Below are 19568 nucleotides of genomic sequence, written 5' to 3'. Positions count from 1 at the left end.
GTATGACCGGAGCCATGGATTGTGCATTTTATTGAGTGATCACCACAAGTGACTTATAGTGAGTTCTTTATTCACTGAGACTGATGATGGAACTGTCGCAACTTCGCATGTTTAAGGCGATAGCCGATTTGGGTAGCATTGCGCGTGCAGCACAGGCCGTGCATTGCGTTCCTTCCAATATCACTGCGCGGATTAAGGCGCTGGAATCTGAATTGGGTGTTTTGCTGTTTTATCGTGAAGGACGCCGGTTGCAGATCAGCCCTGCTGGCGAACGTTTTTTGAGTTATGTCAGCAGGATTCTGGCGTTGGCGGATGAAGCTAAACGCGCGGTTAATCCTTTGGCTGCGCCGGCCGGCTCCTTGAAAATTGGTGCCATTGAATCCTCGGCGACGACACGTTTGCCCGCGTTATTGGCAAAGTACCACGCCCATTTCCAGCAGGTTTCGCTGCAACTGAGCACCGCAACCTGGTCTCAACTGACGGATGATGTGACCCACTATCGACTTGATGGGGCAATCGTCGCGGTTGATGTTGAGTCGCCTTATATTGAAAAAATGCTCATCTACCAAGAAGACTTGGTTCTTATTGCGTCGACGTCGGCGGGAAAGCTGAAGTCTGTTGCGGATTTAGCCGGCAAGACTTTTTTCATGTGGCCTGATGGGTGCCCATACCGGACCGCGCTGGAAATATGGTGTGACCGACACCATCTCAACTTGCCGATTGTCAGTTTTGCCAGCTACGGCACTATTGTGGGCTGTATTAGCGCTGGGGCTGGCATCTCTCTGGTACCAAAGGGGATATTTGAGACCTATGGGGCGGCAGCGGGGTTGCAATCGATTGAATTTTCGGATCTCAGGACCATCAAGATTTTTTTTATCTGGCGTAAGGATTCAGGTCCTCATCCCGCACGAGATGCCTTTATTCATCTCCTAAAAAAGGAATTTTATTCTGTGCTTGATGGGGAACATAATACGGGTTAAAAACAAGCCATATTATTATTTCACAATATAGTTTCCCTATTTATTCATGAAATAACTTGGGTCCTCCGGGTGACCGGGCGCAGTCTTGCGCATGGGGTGCGAAATTTGTACCCTGTGTCAGAATTTAGCTGTCGCTAATTATTGATAATGGAATAGCCCATGCTGCGCTCGTTAACCACCTGTTTTCCCTGTCCTCGTTCTGCACCAAATCATGTTGAGAATGTCGATATGGCCGCAGGCCATATATCATCGGATGCGTTGGGACAGACATTAATCTTCGCCGGCAATACCGTGGTGTCATCGGTATGCCATGCCCAGGTATTATCGGCAGGTCGCCTCACCCGGGGTGTGACTGTTGGTCGGCCAACGCGGTTCGTGGCTGCCAAGCCGGCGGCAGCCACAGACCCACCGGCATTGATGCAAGAGCAGGGCGCTGCAACGGGAGGTGACTGCCGATATGTGAGAAAAAATACCGATGTCCCTAAAAAATTTACTTATAAAACATCGTGTTTACGTCCCGGTTCCCTGTTCATTCTGTTGGAGTCCTTCAGCGCGCGTAATGAGCAGGAAGCCCATGAACATTTTTCGAATATGGTCAGTATTGTTAGTACCTGGCCACCGAGGTGGCAAGGTAAGGGATGGCCGGTAGTGGCGCAATATTGCCTGGAAACGCTGTCCAATGATGACTTACCGGCCGCCTGTCGGGTGTTGATTGATGCCGGTCACGAGTTAAGTCACTGTGCGCGGGAGAACGTATTACGCAGTATCGTTGATAGAATCAAGTATGCCTCGGGTGCAGTGCAAAGCGAGATTTTGCTGATGTTGCTGGATGCGGAGAGTTTGAAAAATATTGAATCACGTAATGTGATGATGTATGAGTTTATTCAGAATGTCCATATTGATAAATTGCCTGACGCTAGGCTGGTGCCGGTTTGCTCTAGCCTGTTGGATGTGGGGGATAATGTATGCCAAGATATTCAGGAAAATATCACCAGGAATGTTCTTTATGTGATTAAGCTGATCCCTTTGGCTACCCGCGATAAGATCATGATTCGGCTTTTGGAACAAAGCCGTTTTCAGAGCCCCGAGGCGCGGGAGTATTTGCTGGATCAATTGAGCCTGGAAATTTATCATCTGCCCCTTGAGCGAATTATTCCTGCGTTGGTTGTTCTGCTTGAACAGTTGTCGTTATTACCGCAACCTAAACAAAAACCGGTGTTGAAAGAATTATGTTATCAGTTGCAATATATTAAACTGGGCGAAATTCAGCCTGAAGTGGTGAAGATCCTCACTCATTTTGCTAATCGTAATCAAATATAAATGTCACCTTAGGGGCAGCGTTAATCTTTACCGAGTATCAACGGAATCCGATTAACGGGGTTAAGATACAATATGGCAGTTATACTGGCTCACGTGCTTATTATATGACATGACAGTGAGATGTCTTTATGCCTCCCTATTATAACAACGGGCTACGCCCCCTGTTTCCCGCCGGGCGGGCGGTAGATACTGTTTCTTGCCAGCCCGAGCGTTTAAATAATCAGCGGCATTGGCAGGAAAATTTTACCGCTGCTGTAAATAACACACTCACGTTCGGCTCGGGCCTTAGCCAAAATAACCGTCATAAGGCCCGGTTTAACGGCGGTGGTTTTCGTGTTTATAATGCGCTAAAAAAAACCATTGTTACCGATCCCTCATTGAAACTGAGCGCTAAAAATAGTACCAACGCTCAGGTATTCCGGCAAAAGATGATCGATGAAGGCCAACAACTCAGTGACAGGCTGGCTCAACTACTACGTAATGACGGGGGTTACGCCACTGCCAGTGCGGTGTTATTTAGCGAGGGGGGGATGGGGTTTATTCGCCACTTTTCCCCTGTTCAGCAGCTCAAGCCGCTAGTGATCATACTCGATAACCTGAGCTGTTTTGAAAAAAACCAGCGTATTGTGGTTTTTGACGGGGTGCAACGGGTAGTCGATACCTGGTCACGAGCATCGCTGCCTGACTATGAGCTGACGCGGCTGCGTGGCAACATGTACCTGGCGATAAGCGGTTGCCTGCCAGTGTTGAACCCGGCAAAGCGGGCTGAGGTTATCGGTTATCTGGTGGCCGAACTCAATAACATGTCGCGACCGGTTTTTCAGGCCACAACCTATACTCTTGCGCTACAACAGTATCGACTTTATCAGCAGATGCCCACTTTTGATCTCATTCGTTCATCATTAGACCTTTTATCAGCGGCTAACGCCTGTAGCGGTTCAACACGTGTAAAAATTATCGCAATGCTGATGGATAATATTATTAGTAGTGCAGATAATAGAGTGAATACGTTTATTTTTTTTGCTATTCACTCTATTTTAGCCAATCTGTCCAAGATAGACCGTCTAGAAATAGAAAAAAGAGTGGTTCATATAAAAGACATTCGCAGAATGAAATTTCAGATAACCGCTGAAAATCATCATATCATTTTGAAATAATTCGCTGCAATGAGATTGCCGCAGTAGGGTTTGTGTTTTATTATTGTTTTAATGAGGGTTATATGTTCGATTTTTTTTGCTGTTATACCGCTAAAAATTCTAATACTTATCGAGGAGAAGAGGCTCCTTGCACTGAATTACCCGGCCTAAGATTGAATTTGTTGGCAAAGGTAGACAACAGTCCGGAAAATAAAACGGGTTATACGCCGGTTAAGCGGGAGGGCAACCGGCCGTCTGATCCCGTCGCCAGCCTGCATGGCGAGGTTATGACGGTCGTTTTTCATAATGATTTCAATCGCAATTCCTTCGATAATAGGTTGGCCCCCAAACTACCGCCAAAACGGAGTGTGTCTACCATAGCACCACCCAATACTGGGGTTAACCCCGTTGCCACAGCAATGGCCCGTGTCCAGAGGGGTGCAGACAGCAACGAACCCCTAAAAAACTGTGCGATCAAGGAATTGCAACAATTGAAATTACAGCGGATTAGCAGTTTAAAGAGTCCAGCCCCAAGGTCGTTTCAGCCTATGTCACCTATGTCACCTATGTCACCTATGTCACCTATGTCACCGGTGTCGAGGTGATAACATGCGCGCCAGTCGCAAGCGTTACGCGACTATCGGTGGAGTCAACTCCCGGTACGGGCAGTATGCTGCTAAAGCGCAACGCCGTTAGATTTGGCGCAACTGTTGTTTATATTGAGTGACAGTATAATTAATTAAATTATTCACTATATAAATAGGTTAAATTAAACTTAATAAAGGTGCATGACTATCAATAAGTTTCGTGTATCAGGTTTGCGAAAATGTTGATATTATGGCTTGCTTGTTTTGAAATGCATTACATGCACAACTACCCTCGTGTTACCGCCAACTGATATAATTATATTTCAATGGATATTAGTGATGCAGGGTAATATTATATCAATCTATTAAATAGGTAATGACTATGTTTAGAATCCCCGGACTTTCACCACTTATCGAGATAACGCATCATACCGAACAACGGCCTGAGGCACATACGTTAAACAGCGCTGCTAATAGTCAGCTTAACCCGTCTACCCAGGTTAACGATGGCGGCGTTACCATGCCGGTTGATGTGCCGTTCCAACAGGCCGTATTGGTCACCTCCGCCCATGGTGAAAATAACGCCAATGAGCTGTCACTGCAGGATGATCCGCAGATGAAAACCTTGTTAGATAAGCCCGGTGCTGACCTACGCCAGGTCGTGGAACAGGCTAAAACCGAGGGAGCGGCGTTTTTAGCAAAGGTTAATCACGATACCACCATTGAAAAAGTCAACGTTGAGTATCAACGCATTGCTGACCAGGTCGAGACAGAAGGTCAGCGTATTCTTGACCAGGTTAACGCCGAGGCAAAGCGTGTGGTAACCGCCGCAATGAGCTTAACGCCTGACCAGGTGGCGCGCGAATTGGCAAGAGTTGAGGATAAGTTTATCCGTGCATTTGATACATTAAAACAACAAACCAAACCGACTCTTGAAAACCTGGCGCAGCAAGCAAAAGACGGCGTGGAAAAAATCAGTGCAGAAGCCAAAAGGGTACAAGAACAGGTGAATGCAGAAGCCAGAAGGGTGGAAGAACGGGCGAGCGCAGAAGCCAGAAGGGTGGAAGAACAGGTGAGCGCAGAAGCCAAACGGGTGGAAGAAAAGCTGAAGGAAGAAGCTAAACGGGTGGAAAAGCAGGTTAAGAATATTACCAAAAAATTAGGCTGGAGAAGATGAACATCGTGGGTTCTAGCAACCAAAACAGCCTGTGCTGAAAAGGGTGCCAATGCGCCTATTTCGCTAACCGGTGATCCAAAAGCAGATGAGCACAGGCAACAGACCGGCGCGGAAATTTGTGTTAATGCGGTTTTACTGCGTGCTGAAACCGATAAACGGGCCAGCGCCCAGGGCGGCGTCAGCCTTTATCTGAAACCGATAAACGGGCCAGCGCTCAGAGCGGCGTCAGCCACGATCATGGTTTTTTACGGCTAAGCCAGGCTGGGCCTTAGCCGGTTAACTCAGGCCTATGGCCGGGTTTTATCGCCGCCACGCCTTGGCGTGCTGGTATTATTGTTATTGATGGCGTTGCCGTAGCACCCCAATCACCCGGCTGAGATCCAGGTCTTGGTCTTGTAATAAGACCAGCAGGTGATAGACCAGATCCGCCGCTTCGTTGGTCAGTTCCTCGCGATCGTGCACGGTGGCTGCCAGGGCGGTTTCCACGCCTTCTTCACCGACTTTTTGCGCGATGCGTTTGGTGCCGCTGGCGTAAAGACTGGCGGTGTACGAGCTTTTTGGGTCGGCGGTTTTGCGTTCACCCAGCAGGGTTTCCAGGCTGTGCAGAAAACCCCAGTCGGTTTGCGCCGGCGAGAAGCAGCTGTTGGTGCCGGTATGGCAGGTTGGGCCGTCCGGGTTGGCCAGGATCAGCAGGGTGTCATGGTCACAATCGGGGTGAATACTCACCGCGTTGAGGAAATGGCCGGAGCTTTCGCCTTTGGTCCACAGTCGCTGTTTAGTGCGGGAAAAGAAGGTCACACGACCGGTCTGTTCGGTAATGCGCAGCGCCTCCTGGTTCATATAACCCATCATCAGCACTTCACCGGAAATGGCGTGTTGGATAATGGCGGGCATCATATTATCGGTTTTGGCCCAATCCAATTGGCCGCGCTGTTGTTCGGTTAACATAGTCTGATTTCCACTCCCTGTTGTGCGAGATACGTTTTTAACTCGCCAATATTAATAATTTGTTTGTGAAATACCGAGGCCGCCAGCGCGCCGTCCACCTCGGCATCACGAAAGGCTTCGAGAAAATGTTCGGGGGTGCCGGCGCCGCCGGAGGCGATCAGCGGAACATGGCACAGGCTGCGGATCAGTCGCAGTTGGCGCAGATCGTAACCCTGGCGGACACCGTCCTGGTTCATCATATTCAGGACAATTTCCCCCGCACCGCGTTGTTGCGCTTCTACCACCCAGTCAGGTGTTTGCCATTGGGTTATCCGGGTGCGGGTTTGGTCGCCGGTATATTGGTTTACCTGGTACTTGCCGCTGTCGGCGTCATACCAGGTGTCAATGCCGACCACAATACACTGTACACCAAAGCGATCCGCCAGGCGGCTGATCAGGCTCGGATCGGCCAGGGCCGGCGAGTTGATGGAAATTTTATCCGCGCCGAACGACAGAATTTTACTGGCCTGTTCCAGGGTTTTTATTCCGCCCGCGACGCAAAACGGGATATCGATCACTTCGGCCACGCGTTCGACCCAGCTTTGATCGACCACACGGTCGTCGGAGGAGGCGGTAATGTCATAAAATACCAGTTCGTCGGCGCCTTCCTCGGCATAACGCCGGGCCAGCGGCACGATATCACCGATAATTTCATGGTGACGAAACTGTACGCCCTTGACCACCTGTCCGTCGCGAACGTCCAGACAGGGAATTATGCGTTTTGCCAGCATGCGATAGCCTCCTCGACGGTAAATTTATCTTCCAGTAGTGCCCGCCCGACGATCACGCCGCGTACGCCGGTATCGATCAGCCGTTTGATGTCGTCCAGATTGCCGATGCCGCCGGAGGACTGGAAAGCAATGGACGGGTAGGCGGCGCAGATATCGCGGTACAGTGTGACGTTGGATCCCGCCAGGGTGCCGTCACGTGAGATATCGGTACATAAGACGTGCTTTAGGCCATAGGGTTGGTACTGGGCGATAACCTGTTCCAGGGTAATGCCGGAGTTCTCTTGCCAGCCACTGACCGCCACGTCTTTGCGACCGTCGGCGTTGATGCGCACGTCGAGCGCCAGTACCAAGGCGTCGGGGCCAAAACGTTCAAACCAGCGCTGTACTTCATGGGGTTGCCTGACGGCCGTTGACCCTACCACCACCCGGGTGGCGCCAGCATCGAGCAGCGCGGCGACATCGTGTGCATCGCGGATACCGCCGCCAATTTGTACCGGCGCGGGTGCGACGCCGGCCAGCAGGGTTTTCAGTAAGGGTATTTGGCGCGCCGCCGGGTCTTTGGCCCCGGTCAAATCCACCAGATGCAATAATTCGGCGCCCTGGCGGACATAGTCCTGCAGGCGGGGTAGCGGATCGCTGCCGTACTGGCGGCGTTGGTCATAATCACCCTGATGCAGGCGCACCACGACCCCATCGATTAAATCCAAAGCGGGTATGATCACCGATTACATCTCCAGAAAGTTTTTCAGCAGTTGGGCGCCGGCGGCACCGGAGCGTTCAGGATGAAACTGTACGCCGAAGAAATTATCCTGCTCCACCGCCGCCGTGAAGGGCTCGCCGTAATGCGTTTGGGCGATAGTCGCTGGGCACAACGGCATGGCGTAGCTATGGACGAAATAGAAATAGCTGTTGTCATCGATGCCGCGAAACAGGCGGTTATTGGCTTGGGGATGAACCTGGTTCCAGCCCATGTGCGGCAGCGGCAGACCGACGTCAGTCATGAGTTTGACCGGCGTATCGATAATGCCCAGCGTCGTGATACCGCCATTTTCATCGCTGCTGCTGCCCAGTAACTGCATGCCCAGGCAGATGCCCAGGACCGGTTGGGTGCAGGCTTTCACCAGCTCAATCAATCCGCGTTGTTGCAGTTGATCCATGGCCGCGCGGGCAGTACCGACCCCGGGCAGGAAGAGTTTATCCGCGTGCAATACGATGTCGGTCTCGCGGCTGACCACCGGCTGATAACCCAGGCGCTTCACGGCGGCGGTGACCGAGAACAGGTTGGCGCAGCCGGTATCAAGGATCACGACGTTCATTACAGCACTCCTTTCGAACTGGGCAGGGTGTTGCCTTGTACGCGGATGGCCTGGCGTAGGGTGCGGCCGAAGACCTTGAACAGACTTTCCACGCGGTGGTGATCGTTGTGGCCTTTGGTTTTCAGATGCAGCGTGCAGGCCATGGCATAAGACAGCGAGCGGAAAAAGTGCTCAACCATTTCGGTGCTTAAATCACCGACACGTTGATAAGTATACTCTGCTTTATATTCCAGATGTGGCCGGCCGGAGATATCCAGTGCGCAGCGCGCCAGGCACTCATCCATCGGCAGTACGAAACCAAAACGGCCGATGCCGCGTTTATCCCCCAGCGCCTGGTTGATGGCTTCGCCGAGCGCCAGTGCGGTATCTTCTACCGTATGGTGATCGTCGATATACAGATCACCCTTGACCTCAATCGCCATGCGAAAACCGCCGTGGGTGGCAATCTGGTCCAGCATATGGTCAAAAAAACCGACGCCGGTATTGATGGTGCTGCCGCCTTCGCGATCGAGCCAGACGTCCACATCAATGGCGGTTTCTCGGGTGACGCGATTGACATGGGCGTGACGATCGCGGCGGGTCAATCGATCACTAATCGCCGGCCAGTTGAGGGTGTCCGCCTGATAGCGCAGTCCGTTAATCCCCATATTGTGGGCTAACTGGATATCGGTCTCGCGATCGCCGATCACATAGCTGTTAGCCAGGTCCATTTGTTGGTCGTCCAGGTAGTCTTGCACCAGGGCGGTGTTGGGTTTGCGGCACTGGCAACCGTCGCTGGGCAGGTGGGGACAAATCAGTACCTGTTCAAACACGATGCCCTGCGAACTGAAGATGTGCATCATCAGGTTGTGTGGTGGATCAAAATCCGCCTGTGGGAAACTGTCGCTGCCCAAACCGTCTTGATTGGTGATCATCACCAGGCTAAAACCGGCCTGTTGCAAGGCCAGCAGCGCCGGGATCACGCCCGGCTCTAACCTGAGTTTATCCAGGTTGTCCACTTGGAAATCGTCCGGCGGTTCGCTGATCAAGGTGCCATCACGATCGATAAACAGCAATTTGCGTGTCATAAAACCTCTCCGCGGGTGCGTTCGGCGGCGACCGGCAGCGCGCGCAGGGCGGTGATCACCCGCGCGCACTCGGTTTTGGTGCCGATGGTAATGCGCAGGCAATCTTCCAGGCCCGGCTGACTACTTTGATTGCGCAGAATAATGCCCTGGTCCCATAAGGCCTTAAATGCCTGGCTTTCAGGGGTGAAACGGGCCAGCAAGTAGTTGCTTTCACTGGGGTAGACTTCCAGTACACAGTCGCATTCGCTCAAGGCTTGCGCCAGGTCGCGGCGTGCGTCGGTAATGGCGGCCACCCGGTCACGCATTAGCACCAGACCCTCGGCCGATAGCGCCTGTTCGGCAATCTCCGCCACCGGCAGCGACAGCGGGTAGGGCGCAATCACCTTGAGCAGCAGTTGGATCACCTCGGGGTTGGCCAGGGCAAAACCACAGCGCAGACCTGCCAGGGCAAAGGCTTTGGATAGGGTGCGCAGGATCACCAGATGAGGATAGTCGGCCAGCCATCCGGCCAATGTTGCCTGTGGGCAAAATTCGATATAGGCCTCGTCGGCCACCACCAGCGCGCGGCCGCGGGTGATCTCCAGCAGGTGTTTGAGATCCGCTGGGTTGATGATATTGCCGGTAGGGTTATTTGGGCTGCAAACGTAGACCAGTTTGACATCGGTCAGTTGCGCCTCGATAGCCGCCAGATCCAACTGCCAACCGGGCAGGGCAGCCACGGTGCGTCTGGTGATGCCAAAGGTCTCGGCGCTGACGGCGTACATGCCATAGGTGGGTGGGCAACACAGGATAGCGTCCTGTCCGGGCTCACAAAAGGTGCGGATCATCAGTTCGATGGCTTCATCAGCGCCGCGGCACACCAGTACCTGTTCCGGGCTCAGTCCGGCGTAAGCGGCGTAATTATTTATCACGCCTGGCGGTTGGCAGGCGGGGTAGCGGTTTAAATTGCCGGCATGCGTCTGGTAGGCCGTGGGCAACGGGTATTCATTGGCGTTCAGCCAGACGTCCCCGCTGCCGCCGAGGCGCCGGGCGGATAGATATGGCTCCAGGGCCAGTACATTGGCGCGTGCCAGTTGGCTGATGGTCATGATGGTTGTCTCCGTTCGGTCAACGGCTGCATGCCGTCCAGGTCAGTGGTGCCAGCGGCTGACAAGGCAGCCACTCGCAGCGTAACTGCATGTTTATGAGCCGTGAGCTGCTCAGCCTGGGCCAGAATTTCGATAGTCGGTGCCAGTGCCAGTAACCCTTGGGGGGTGAGATGCTGTACTGTCATGCGTTTTTGAAAATCCGCCAGTCCGAGACTGGAATAGGTGCTGGTATAACCATAAGTGGGCAATACATGGTTGGTGCCCGAGGCGTAATCCCCCGCGGATTCCGGCGACCAATCACCCAGAAACACCGAACCGGCATTGGTGATATCCGCCACCAGGCTTTCGGCGTCGCGGGTTTGGATGATCAAATGTTCCGGTCCATAGCGGTTGCTGATGGCCACGCACTGTGCCAGATCGCGGGTAATGATTAACCGGCTGGCGCCCAGCGCCTGGCGAGCGATATCCGCGCGGGAAAGCTGGGCCAGTTGCCTCTCGGTTTCCCGGGCCACTGCGTCGGCAATCGCCACGTCGGGGGTCAGTAGGATCACCTGTGAATCCGGTCCGTGCTCGGCCTGGGACAACAGGTCGGCGGCGATAAACGCCGGGGTGGCGCCGCTGTCGGCAATCACCAGCACTTCGGAGGGACCGGCCGGCATATCAATGGCCGCGCCACCTGATCGTTGGCTGATTTGGCGTTTGGCTTCGGTGACCCAGGCGTTGCCCGGGCCAAAGATTTTATCCACCTTGGCGATGGATTCGGTGCCAAACCCCATGGCGGCAATGGCCTGGGCGCCGCCGACCTGGTAGATATCCTTCACGCCGCACAGCTGGGCGGCGTATAAAATCTCATCGGCAATCGGCGGCGGAGAGCAGAGGATCACCCGCTGACAGCCGGCAATGCGCGCCGGCGTGGCCAGCATCAGCACCGTTGAGGGTAACGGTGCCGAGCCGCCAGGGATATACAGACCCACCGAGGCTACCGGGCGTGTGAGCTGGCGACAACGTACCCCCGGCTGAGTTTCCACATCCACCGGCGCGAGCTGCTGGGCGCGATGGAAGCAGTCGATATTCGCCACGGCGGCCGCCATGGCCTGTTTGACCTCCGGCGCCAGCCGTTGCGCTGCCTGCTCGATAGCCAGATCATCAACGCGCAGTTGTTCAGTGGCGGTGCGATCAAATTGCAGATTGAACTCTTTTATTGCCTGGTCGCCGTCCTGGCACACCCGATCGAGGATTGCGCTGACCGTGTCGCTGATTTTATCCGACGCGGCCACCGCCGGTCGGGCAAGGAGTTGCGTTTTCTGCGCCGGGGTACAGTCATCCCAGCGCACTGGGGTCGAGAAGGGGGAGGGGGTCATCGCCACTTACTCCATCATTTTTTCAATCGGCAGCACCAGAATCGAACTGGCGCCGAGGGCTTTGAGATTTTCCATGGTTTCCCAAAACAGGGTTTCACTGCTGACCATGTGCATGGCGACCCGTTGTTTATCACCGGCCAGGGGCAGAATAGTGGGATGTTCCGCGCCCGGCAGCAGGGCGATAATCTCATCCAGGCGTTCGGTCGGCGCATGCAACATAATATATTTGGATTCACGGGCCTGGATAACGCCCTGCATGCGCACCATGAGTTTATCCACCAGGGCCTGTTTGGCCACTGAGAGTTCGTTATTGCTTTGAATCAGGCACGCCTTGGAGCGGTAAATCACCTCAACTTCGCGCAGACCGTTGGCTTCAAGGGTGGCACCGGTGGACACCAGATCGCAAATGGCGTCCGACAGTCCGGCGCGCGGTGCCACTTCCACCGACCCATTGAGCAGGCAGGACTTGAAATTGATGCCCAGTTTGTCGAGATACTGTTTCAGCAGGTGCGGATACGAGGTGGCAATACGTTTGCCCTCGAGGCACTGGGGTCCGGTAAAGGGTTCATCGAGCGGCAGCGCCAGTGACAGGCGACAGGCGCCGAAATCCAGGCGTCGTAGCATATAATAATGGGGGTCTTCGCCCTGGGCGCGGCGATTGAGCAGTTCCTCTTCTAATACGTTCTCGCCGATGATGCCCAAGTCCACCACGCCGTCCATGACCAACCCCGGGATATCGTCGTCACGCACGCGCATGATATCGATGGGCATATTTTCCGCGAAGGCCAACAGGCGCTGCTGCTGTAAATTGATTTTAATACCGCAGTGTTCGAGCAACTGTTGGGTATCGGTACTCAACCTGCCTGATTTTTGCATCGCTATGCGTAAACGTGATTTGTCCAACATACATTCCTCTGCCCTAAAAAGTGATTGTTTTTGCTCAAAAAAAAACCCTCGGAAGTAATCTTCCGAGGGCTCTCTCTTAACATTCTGCGCCACTGGAAGATTTTATGTCTTCCAGCACCAAACGCCTGAAAGACTAGTCAGGGTGATGGTGATGATGGTGGTTAAACAGAACGTTATTCATGTTGGTTTCCATGTGCTGTGATTAAAATAACTTCCCATCGTATGACTCATGCGATGTAATATAACGTGTATGTTTAGGTGATACGTTACCTTGGCATTTAAGCTAACGATCTTTAGCGTAAAGTGCAACTTTTTTTTGCGATAGAAACATTCGCTGGAGTCTGAGAGGAACTATGAAAAAAATAGCCATTGTCGGTCTGGGTTGGTTGGGTATGCCGCTGGCGCTCTCGTTGCTTGCCAGCGGTTATCGGGTCACCGGTAGCAAGACGACTCCAGATGGTGTGGAAGCGGCGCGCATGTGCGGCGTGGAATGCTACCCGCTGTTGCTGACGCCACAAATCAATGCCGAACAAGACGATCTGGCGGCGTTGTTTCAGGTCGATGCGCTGATCATTACCCTGCCGGCCGGTCGCACCTCGGCGCGTGCCGAAGATTATTGCCTGGCGGTACAACAGGTGGTGGATAGCGCACTGGTCTATGAGGTGCCGCGCATCATCTTTACCAGTTCCACCTCAGTGTACGGTGATACGGTGGGCACGATGCATGAAGACAGTTCGTTGATGCCGGTGACACCAACGGCCAAGTGCCTGGTGGACCTCGAGCGTTGGTTGCACCGCCTGCCGAATACGTCGGTGGATATCCTGCGCCTGGCCGGGCTGGTGGGACCCAATCGCCATCCAGGACGGTTTCTGGCCGGAAGAACCCAACTGCCGGGCGGTTCCCATGGGGTGAATCTGGTTCACCAGTCGGATGTCATTGCCGCCATTGAGTTATTGCTTAAACTGCCCAAGGGCGGTCATATTTATAATATTTGCGCGCCCCAACACCCGGCTAAACGGGATTTTTATCCGGCCTGCGCACGTGAGCTGAATTTGGTGCCGCCGCTTTATTTGGCCGACGATGAACCTGATACCGGTAAGATTATCGACGGTAGCCGCATTTGTCGTGAACTGGGATTTGACTATCTTTATACCGATCCGGCGGCAATGCCAATGCGACTGTCCTAGACGGTGTGTGGTGCGCTGCACCACACCACAACGGTCGGCCGGTGATGGCCCGCCGGTGCGGATGGGGTTCTGCTGCAACTGCTCTTGCATCGCGGCGGATCCTGCTGCGACCTTTCGATTTGAGCACCAGTATTCGCTCATAGCTCCTGCATATAGTCAAATAACGCCTTGAGCAGGCGGGTTTTGGTTTCATCCGCTTCATGTTCGATATACAGCTGTTGTAAATTGGCCAGGTAGGTTTCCAGCGTCGCCTCGGTGAACACGGATTTACGGTACGCCAGCCAGCGCTGTTGCTCACCATCGTCGAGGGTCTGAGGAAAATTACGTGCCCGGTAGCGAAACAGCAGTGGCTCCAGGCGGGGATCGACAAAACTGATATCCAATGCCGGCAGATTGACCGGATCGGTTTCCAGGATGATCGCCATGGTACTGCGATCGGCCTCGCCGAAAAATCCGTCATATAATTGCGCATCAACGTTATCCGAACCGGCAAACGGCGCGGCGTCGGCAAACAGCGCCACCACTTTTTCGCGCACCTGCGGGTGTTCACGCAGCAGCCGCAGATTATCCAGGCAGCGTTGTCTGTCGATGCCCAGCCGTTCGGCATCTTGCGGTCGCAGCGTATTGGCCGGAGCCAATACCGGGCATTTATTGATATGCACCAGCTTAATCGGCACCGCTGATCGTGACCCCAATTCATCGCGCCGAGTGTACAGTCGGCTGCGCAGTTCATCGGCATCCAAGGTCAGTAATACCTCCATATCCCCGGCCAGGTCACAGACTATCAGCCCGTTCTGATTGACCGGATGCCAGGCCAGCGGGGCAATCCAGGCGGTATTGCCCCGTGCGGCACCAAACATGCCCGACACGTGGACCAGCGGTTTCATGGCGGCAATATCTACCAGGGTCTTCACCTGTTGTTTGCCCCGGTGCTGATAGAGGTAATCAAACAGTTTCGGCTGCGCCTGCCGGGCCAGCTTGGCCATGGCTAGGGTGGCATCAACATCGGCCATGGCGTCGTGCGCATGCGTATGTTCCACGCCGTTGGCCCGGGTCAGGTGCTCCAGCCGGAAACTGGGCAGACCGTCGTCGTTCAGCGGCCAGTTAATGCCCTCGGGGCGCAGCGCATAGCATGCCCGCATGACGTCCAGCAAGTCCCAGCGGCTATTGCCCTGTTGCCAGCTGTAGGCGTAAGGATCGTAGAAGTTGCGGTAAAAAATATTGCGGGTCACTTCGTCATCGAAGCGAATATTGTTATAACCCAGAATGCAGGTATCGGGCACGCTGAACAGCGCATGGATCCGGCGGGCAAATTCGGCTTCGTTAACCCCCTCGCGTGCCGCCTGCTGAGGGGTGATGCCGGTGATCAGTACCGCTTCGGGATCAGGCAGATAGTCGTCGGTGGGTTGACAAAAAAACACCTGCGGTGCGTCCAGCGGCTCAAAGTCCAGATCGGCGCGGATGCCGGCGAACTGCGCCGGCCGATCCAGCGCGGGGTGTTTGCCGAAGGTCTCGTAGTCATGTACCAGGAAGCTGGGTCGTTTTATCGGGTTGCTCACTGTTGCGTCATGTCCAATAGGGTTAGGCTGCGGTTTTTATGCTGACCATAACGGCCTGAGTATGGCATTAATTCTATCGCACCTGGCACGGATTAGCATGGTCTATTCACCCGCAACGCGAGATCTATTGGGGATCATGCCCAGTGACGTATTTGGCATGTTAATTATTTTGTACTGATTTATGTACATTTGCGGGTGCGTTTGGTGTTTATTAAGTTTGACCGTGTATGCTCTTATTCGCAAAAGAACATTGTTATAATAATGATTCTTAATGTAAATATATTTTTATATCGAATAAGAGGTTTAGGTCATGAATGTAAATACGGCGAGTAACGCTTTAGTCGATTTTGCGGGTAAAACATTTAAAAAGACATTTGGTGTGATTGGCCATGCGTTTAAGGAGAGCAGCAACCGTGATATGCAACGATCTCACGGGCACCATGGCGCAAGCTGGGAGGCAAAAGACGTTATTTCAGTAACAAAATATAAACCACTTACTAAACCACGGACTATCACAACTGATAATAAGTTATCTGCATTATCTCAAAATCAAGTAAAAACGCCTGTGAGCATAAATAAGTTAAACGCTGAACTCACCAAAGCGCATAATCCGCATCATCCTCAACAACAGCATTTCCCTAGCGGATATCAGTCCCTCTATCCTAGCCTTGACCTTGAATTTTTAATTCAAGGCATTATCCCCCCAAACCGTCGTTCTCATTAGAAATAAAGCGTTTAACAACAACCTATTTATGGAAATAAACCGGGCGTTTGACATTGATTTGTGTCGTGGCATGCCCTCTACTTATGTGTGGCATGGAACGTTATTTTTTACAGACCCCACTGTTGTTTTAAACCTTATTTAACGCAAAGGATACATCAACGTTATGTTGAATCTTAGTCAGTTGAATCCACTGAAACTGCTGCAGCAGTCTTTTATTTACTCTGCGAGGTTGGACCGTTCACGAGAATTATTATGGACTCATGTCATGGCAAGTTCGCTGCGTGACATTAACAACTCTGCCGTTACGGTAAATAAGAACTCTGTTATTACGGTAAAGCAGCAACCGGCACCGTTTATTAAGGCTGTTACGGTGAACATCGTCCCACAAACCAAGGTGAGTGCGTTATTGTTAGGGACTGTTGTTGATGCGTCTTCGCGTCAATTTTTATGCTCTGCCAATAGGATGATTAACCCACAGGAGGATACCTTGGCAAAAGCGTTATCCAGTTTGCGTTCGCCGGATAACCGCAATCAGCCTGCAACACCAAAAGCGAAAAGTTATTTACCGGTTAAATCTACCCTAATAAACAATATACAGGATAACCGCCTGTTTAAAAGAATGGCGGATCGGGCTGATCTCCCCTGCGCATGGCAAGGGACCACCCTTTTCGAACGGGAGATTAGACGTCATCCAGTATTCGTGCGTCTCCACTCACCGGAAAATACTGCCAATCTGTGTGAATCAGGTCAAAAAGCATCATGATCTGAGGTTAACGATGAAGACGTTCGAATACGTTGAAGAATACAGAATACCGTATGCATAATGTTTAATTTGTTATGTCGTTACCGGCCTTTTGTATGATGTATTAGGCATCAAGTTTGTCGGCATCCACTGTAGCGCTGGATGCCGTTCATCAAGATGATTTATGTGTTATCTCATCACGATGCTGTTGGTTAACGGCCATGGTGATGTGTACTCCAATCGTGACGCCCCCATTGTGACGAGTGCAGTTAACCCGCGCCAAACAGTGTAGCAGAAGGTGATATTTTGCTATCAAATAGTTAAATCTTTTCTAACCCATCACAAATACGCTGCTTTTTTCTTTCCAAGTTATTAAACCAATGTTATTAGAAACGGGAATATCACGGTTAAGTCATCAACCAGCCTAGGGTTTTTTATTACTTGAATAAATAATCAAGGAGCAGATGTATGCGTAACATTGCGTCGCATTTTGTGTGGGTTTTGGTTGCGGTTGCGGGTGCTTTTGGGTTGAGTGTGATTGCTTTACACCATGGCGAAAAGATCAATGCGTTGTGGATTTTGGTGGTGGCGGTTTCGGTTTATCTTATTGCCTATCGTTATTACAGTCGGTTTATTGCCAATCGGGTGCTGGGGCTGGACGCCACGCGCATGACCCCGGCCTGGCGGCATAACGATGGGCTGGATTTTGTGCCAACCAATAAATATGTGTTGTTCGGACATCATTTTGCCGCTATTGCCGGTGCCGGGCCCTTGGTCGGGCCGGTATTGGCGGCGCAGATGGGCTATTTGCCCGGCATGATCTGGATCTTGGCCGGGGTGGTACTGGCGGGGGCGGTGCAGGATTTTATGGTGCTGTTTGTTTCCACCCGGCGCGATGGGCGCTCGCTCGGTGATCTGATCAAGCAGGAACTGGGCACGGTACCGGGCGTGATAGCACTGTTTGGCACCTTTATGATCATGATTATTATTCTGGCGGTACTGGCGCTGATCGTGGTTAAAGCCTTAACCAACAGTCCATGGGGGGCGTTTACCGTGGGTTGTACTATTCCGCTGGCGATCTTTATGGGGATCTATCTGCGGTTTATTCGTCCAGGCAAGATTGGTGAGGTGTCGTTGATCGGTTTTGTGTTGCTGATGGCGGCCATCGTATTTGGTGGTGACGTGGCACGCAGTCCGACCCTGGCGCCCTATTTTACCCTCGATGGTAAACAGCTGACCTGGACGCTGATGATTTATGGCGGTATTGCGTCTATTTTGCCGGTTTGGCTGCTACTGGCGCCACGCGATTATCTGTCGACGTTTTTGAAAATCGGCACCATCTTCGGGCTGGCCATCGGTATTGTGTTGATTGCCCCGACCTTGCAAATGCCCGCCACGACCCGGTTTATCGATGGCTCCGGGCCAGTATGGTCGGGCGCGTTGTTTCCGTTTTTGTTTATCACCATTGCCTGCGGCGCGGTATCTGGTTTTCATGCACTGATCGCCTCGGGCACCACGCCGAAAATGCTGGAGAATGAGACGCAAGCCGCGTTTATTGGTTACGGCGGCATGCTGATGGAATCCTTTGTGGCCATTATGGCGCTGGTGGCGGCGTCGGTTATCGATCCGGGCATTTATTTTGCGATGAACAGTCCGGCGGCGGCGCTAGGCGGCAACACGGTGGAGGTCGCGGCGGCCACCGTCAGTGGCTGGGGTTTTGAGGTTACCCCTCAGATGCTAACCGACTACGCCGCCTCGGTAGGCGAAAACAGTATTGTATCGCGGGCCGGTGGTGCGCCGACCCTGGCAGTGGGTATGGCGCATATCCTGAGCCAGGCGGTGAGTTTTATCAGCATGGCGTTCTGGTATCATTTTGCCATTCTATTTGAGGCGCTGTTTATTCTGACCGCGGTGGATGCGGGGACCCGCGCCGGGCGGTTTATGCTGCAGGATCTGTTGGGCGTGGCGGTGCCGTCACTGCGGCGTACCGATTCATTGGTGGCCAATGTGGTGGCCACCGCGCTGTGCGTTACGGCCTGGGGGTATTTTCTCTATCAAGGCGTAGTGGACCCGCTGGGCGGCATCAATACCCTGTGGCCGCTGTTTGGTATCGCCAATCAAATGCTGGCCACCATGGCCCTAACGCTGTGTTTTGTGGTGTTGTTCAAGATGAAGCGGCAGGCATACGCCTGGGTGGCCGGGGTACCGATGATACTGTTGCTGATTTTTACCACCACAGCCGGATTGATGAAAATATTTTCCGCCGATCCGCGGGTAGGTTTTTTGGCGCTGGCGCGCAAATTCCAGGCCGGGATTGATCATAACCAGCTTATCGGGCCGGCCAAAACCATGAGTGAAATGGGGCGGTTGGTATTTAACAACCAGCTTAATGCCGGCCTGACCGCATTGTTTATCTTTGTGATGGTTAGCATCTTTTTATTTGGCCTGCGTGCGGCCTATCTCGCGTATGGCAAAGACAGTCGCAGCGATCGGGAAGTGCCGTATCAAGCGCTGCCGTTGACCAAATAATCCACACGGCCCGCCCTTTGACGGTGCGGGCCTGTCTATTGATCGACGTTGCGTTGTCCGAAGGCAGCGACATCGCGACACCTCTGTTTCAATACGTCTGCAACCTTGCAGTATGACGCGGGGTATCGGCAGTGAGCGCCCAACGCGCAGTAATGGGTGACAGATCATGCT

At 52.9% G+C, this 19568-nt stretch carries 17 protein-coding genes and 1 other annotated feature; of the genes, 8 read left to right on the top strand and 9 right to left on the bottom strand.

Going from position 1 to position 19568, the window contains the following annotated elements; genetic code table 11:
• Positions 1-83: 83 nt before the first annotated feature.
• From SJI19_RS14055 to SJI19_RS14040, 4 genes are all read left to right on the top strand, one after another.
• On the top strand, positions 84-980 hold the full coding sequence (locus SJI19_RS14055; RefSeq protein ID WP_323478893.1) for a LysR family transcriptional regulator: 897 nt from the start codon (positions 84-86) through the stop codon (positions 978-980).
• A gap of 159 nt (positions 981-1139) precedes the next feature.
• On the top strand, positions 1140-2300 hold the full coding sequence (locus SJI19_RS14050) for a hypothetical protein (RefSeq protein WP_323478892.1): 1161 nt from the start codon (positions 1140-1142) through the stop codon (positions 2298-2300).
• Positions 2301-2428: 128 nt separating this feature from the next.
• Complete coding sequence (locus SJI19_RS14045; RefSeq protein WP_323478891.1) at positions 2429-3457, top strand: hypothetical protein; 1029 nt, start codon at positions 2429-2431, stop codon at positions 3455-3457.
• 948 nt (positions 3458-4405) lie between these two features.
• The gene (locus SJI19_RS14040) at positions 4406-5200 is read left to right on the top strand and encodes a hypothetical protein (RefSeq protein WP_323478890.1); all 795 of its coding nucleotides are present in this window, start codon (positions 4406-4408) and stop codon (positions 5198-5200) included.
• Positions 5201-5536: 336 nt separating this feature from the next.
• On the opposite strand, the gene hisIE is transcribed toward SJI19_RS14040, so the two are convergent.
• Genes hisIE through hisG form a run of 8 tightly spaced genes read right to left on the bottom strand, consistent with a single transcriptional unit; the run spans position 5537 to position 12656 of the window.
• Positions 5537-6148, bottom strand: a complete 612-nt coding sequence (gene hisIE, locus SJI19_RS14035) for a bifunctional phosphoribosyl-AMP cyclohydrolase/phosphoribosyl-ATP diphosphatase HisIE (RefSeq protein ID WP_323478889.1) — start codon at positions 6146-6148, stop codon at positions 5537-5539.
• Positions 6142-6918 carry an imidazole glycerol phosphate synthase subunit HisF gene (gene hisF, locus SJI19_RS14030; protein ID WP_323478888.1) on the bottom strand — a complete coding sequence of 259 codons (777 nt, stop codon included), beginning with the start codon at positions 6916-6918 and terminating at the stop codon, positions 6142-6144. Before hisF ends, hisIE begins: the two co-directional genes overlap by 7 nt.
• Entirely contained in the window at positions 6900-7640 is a 741-nt protein-coding gene (gene hisA, locus SJI19_RS14025; protein ID WP_323478887.1) for a 1-(5-phosphoribosyl)-5-[(5-phosphoribosylamino)methylideneamino]imidazole-4-carboxamide isomerase, read from the bottom strand. Before hisA ends, hisF begins: the two co-directional genes overlap by 19 nt.
• A gap of 3 nt (positions 7641-7643) precedes the next feature.
• Complete coding sequence (hisH, locus tag SJI19_RS14020; protein ID WP_323478886.1) at positions 7644-8234, bottom strand: imidazole glycerol phosphate synthase subunit HisH; 591 nt, start codon at positions 8232-8234, stop codon at positions 7644-7646.
• Complete coding sequence (gene hisB, locus SJI19_RS14015; protein WP_323478885.1) at positions 8234-9301, bottom strand: bifunctional histidinol-phosphatase/imidazoleglycerol-phosphate dehydratase HisB; 1068 nt, start codon at positions 9299-9301, stop codon at positions 8234-8236. Before hisB ends, hisH begins: the two co-directional genes overlap by 1 nt.
• Positions 9298-10389 carry a histidinol-phosphate transaminase gene (hisC, locus tag SJI19_RS14010; protein ID WP_323478884.1) on the bottom strand — a complete coding sequence of 364 codons (1092 nt, stop codon included), beginning with the start codon at positions 10387-10389 and terminating at the stop codon, positions 9298-9300. Before hisC ends, hisB begins: the two co-directional genes overlap by 4 nt.
• The gene (hisD, locus tag SJI19_RS14005; RefSeq protein WP_323478883.1) at positions 10386-11750 is read right to left on the bottom strand and encodes a histidinol dehydrogenase; all 1365 of its coding nucleotides are present in this window, start codon (positions 11748-11750) and stop codon (positions 10386-10388) included. Before hisD ends, hisC begins: the two co-directional genes overlap by 4 nt.
• Positions 11751-11756: 6 nt before the next feature.
• Positions 11757-12656 (bottom strand): ATP phosphoribosyltransferase, encoded by a 900-nt coding sequence (gene hisG / locus SJI19_RS14000; protein WP_323478882.1) that lies wholly within the window; start codon positions 12654-12656, stop codon positions 11757-11759.
• 36 nt (positions 12657-12692) lie between these two features.
• Positions 12693-12814: a sequence feature (His leader region), on the bottom strand.
• 195 nt (positions 12815-13009) lie between these two features.
• Between hisG and SJI19_RS13995 the strand changes: the two genes are divergently transcribed.
• Positions 13010-13843, top strand: a complete 834-nt coding sequence (locus SJI19_RS13995; protein WP_323478881.1) for an SDR family oxidoreductase — start codon at positions 13010-13012, stop codon at positions 13841-13843.
• Positions 13844-13980: 137 nt separating this feature from the next.
• Here SJI19_RS13995 and sbcB read toward each other — a convergent pair whose 3' ends face one another.
• A complete protein-coding gene (gene sbcB, locus SJI19_RS13990; protein ID WP_323478880.1) occupies positions 13981-15402 on the bottom strand; it encodes an exodeoxyribonuclease I in 1422 nt (473 codons plus the stop codon).
• A gap of 310 nt (positions 15403-15712) precedes the next feature.
• On the opposite strand from sbcB, the gene SJI19_RS13985 reads away from it, so the two are divergent.
• The 3 genes from SJI19_RS13985 (at position 15713) to SJI19_RS13975 (ending at position 19397) form a co-directional block, all read left to right on the top strand.
• The gene (locus SJI19_RS13985; RefSeq protein ID WP_323478879.1) at positions 15713-16126 is read left to right on the top strand and encodes a hypothetical protein; all 414 of its coding nucleotides are present in this window, start codon (positions 15713-15715) and stop codon (positions 16124-16126) included.
• 163 nt (positions 16127-16289) lie between these two features.
• A complete protein-coding gene (locus SJI19_RS13980) occupies positions 16290-16889 on the top strand; it encodes a hypothetical protein (protein ID WP_323478878.1) in 600 nt (199 codons plus the stop codon).
• A gap of 447 nt (positions 16890-17336) precedes the next feature.
• Positions 17337-19397 carry a carbon starvation CstA family protein gene (locus SJI19_RS13975; RefSeq protein WP_323478877.1) on the top strand — a complete coding sequence of 687 codons (2061 nt, stop codon included), beginning with the start codon at positions 17337-17339 and terminating at the stop codon, positions 19395-19397.
• Positions 19398-19568: the final 171 nt, after the last annotated feature.

This window comes from Acerihabitans sp. TG2 (assembly GCF_035013185.1).
In the GTDB taxonomy this organism is placed as follows: domain Bacteria; phylum Pseudomonadota; class Gammaproteobacteria; order Enterobacterales; family Enterobacteriaceae; genus Acerihabitans.
The sequence above is the reverse complement of the archived record's forward strand: the minus strand, read 5'-3'. Positions and strand labels throughout refer to the sequence as shown.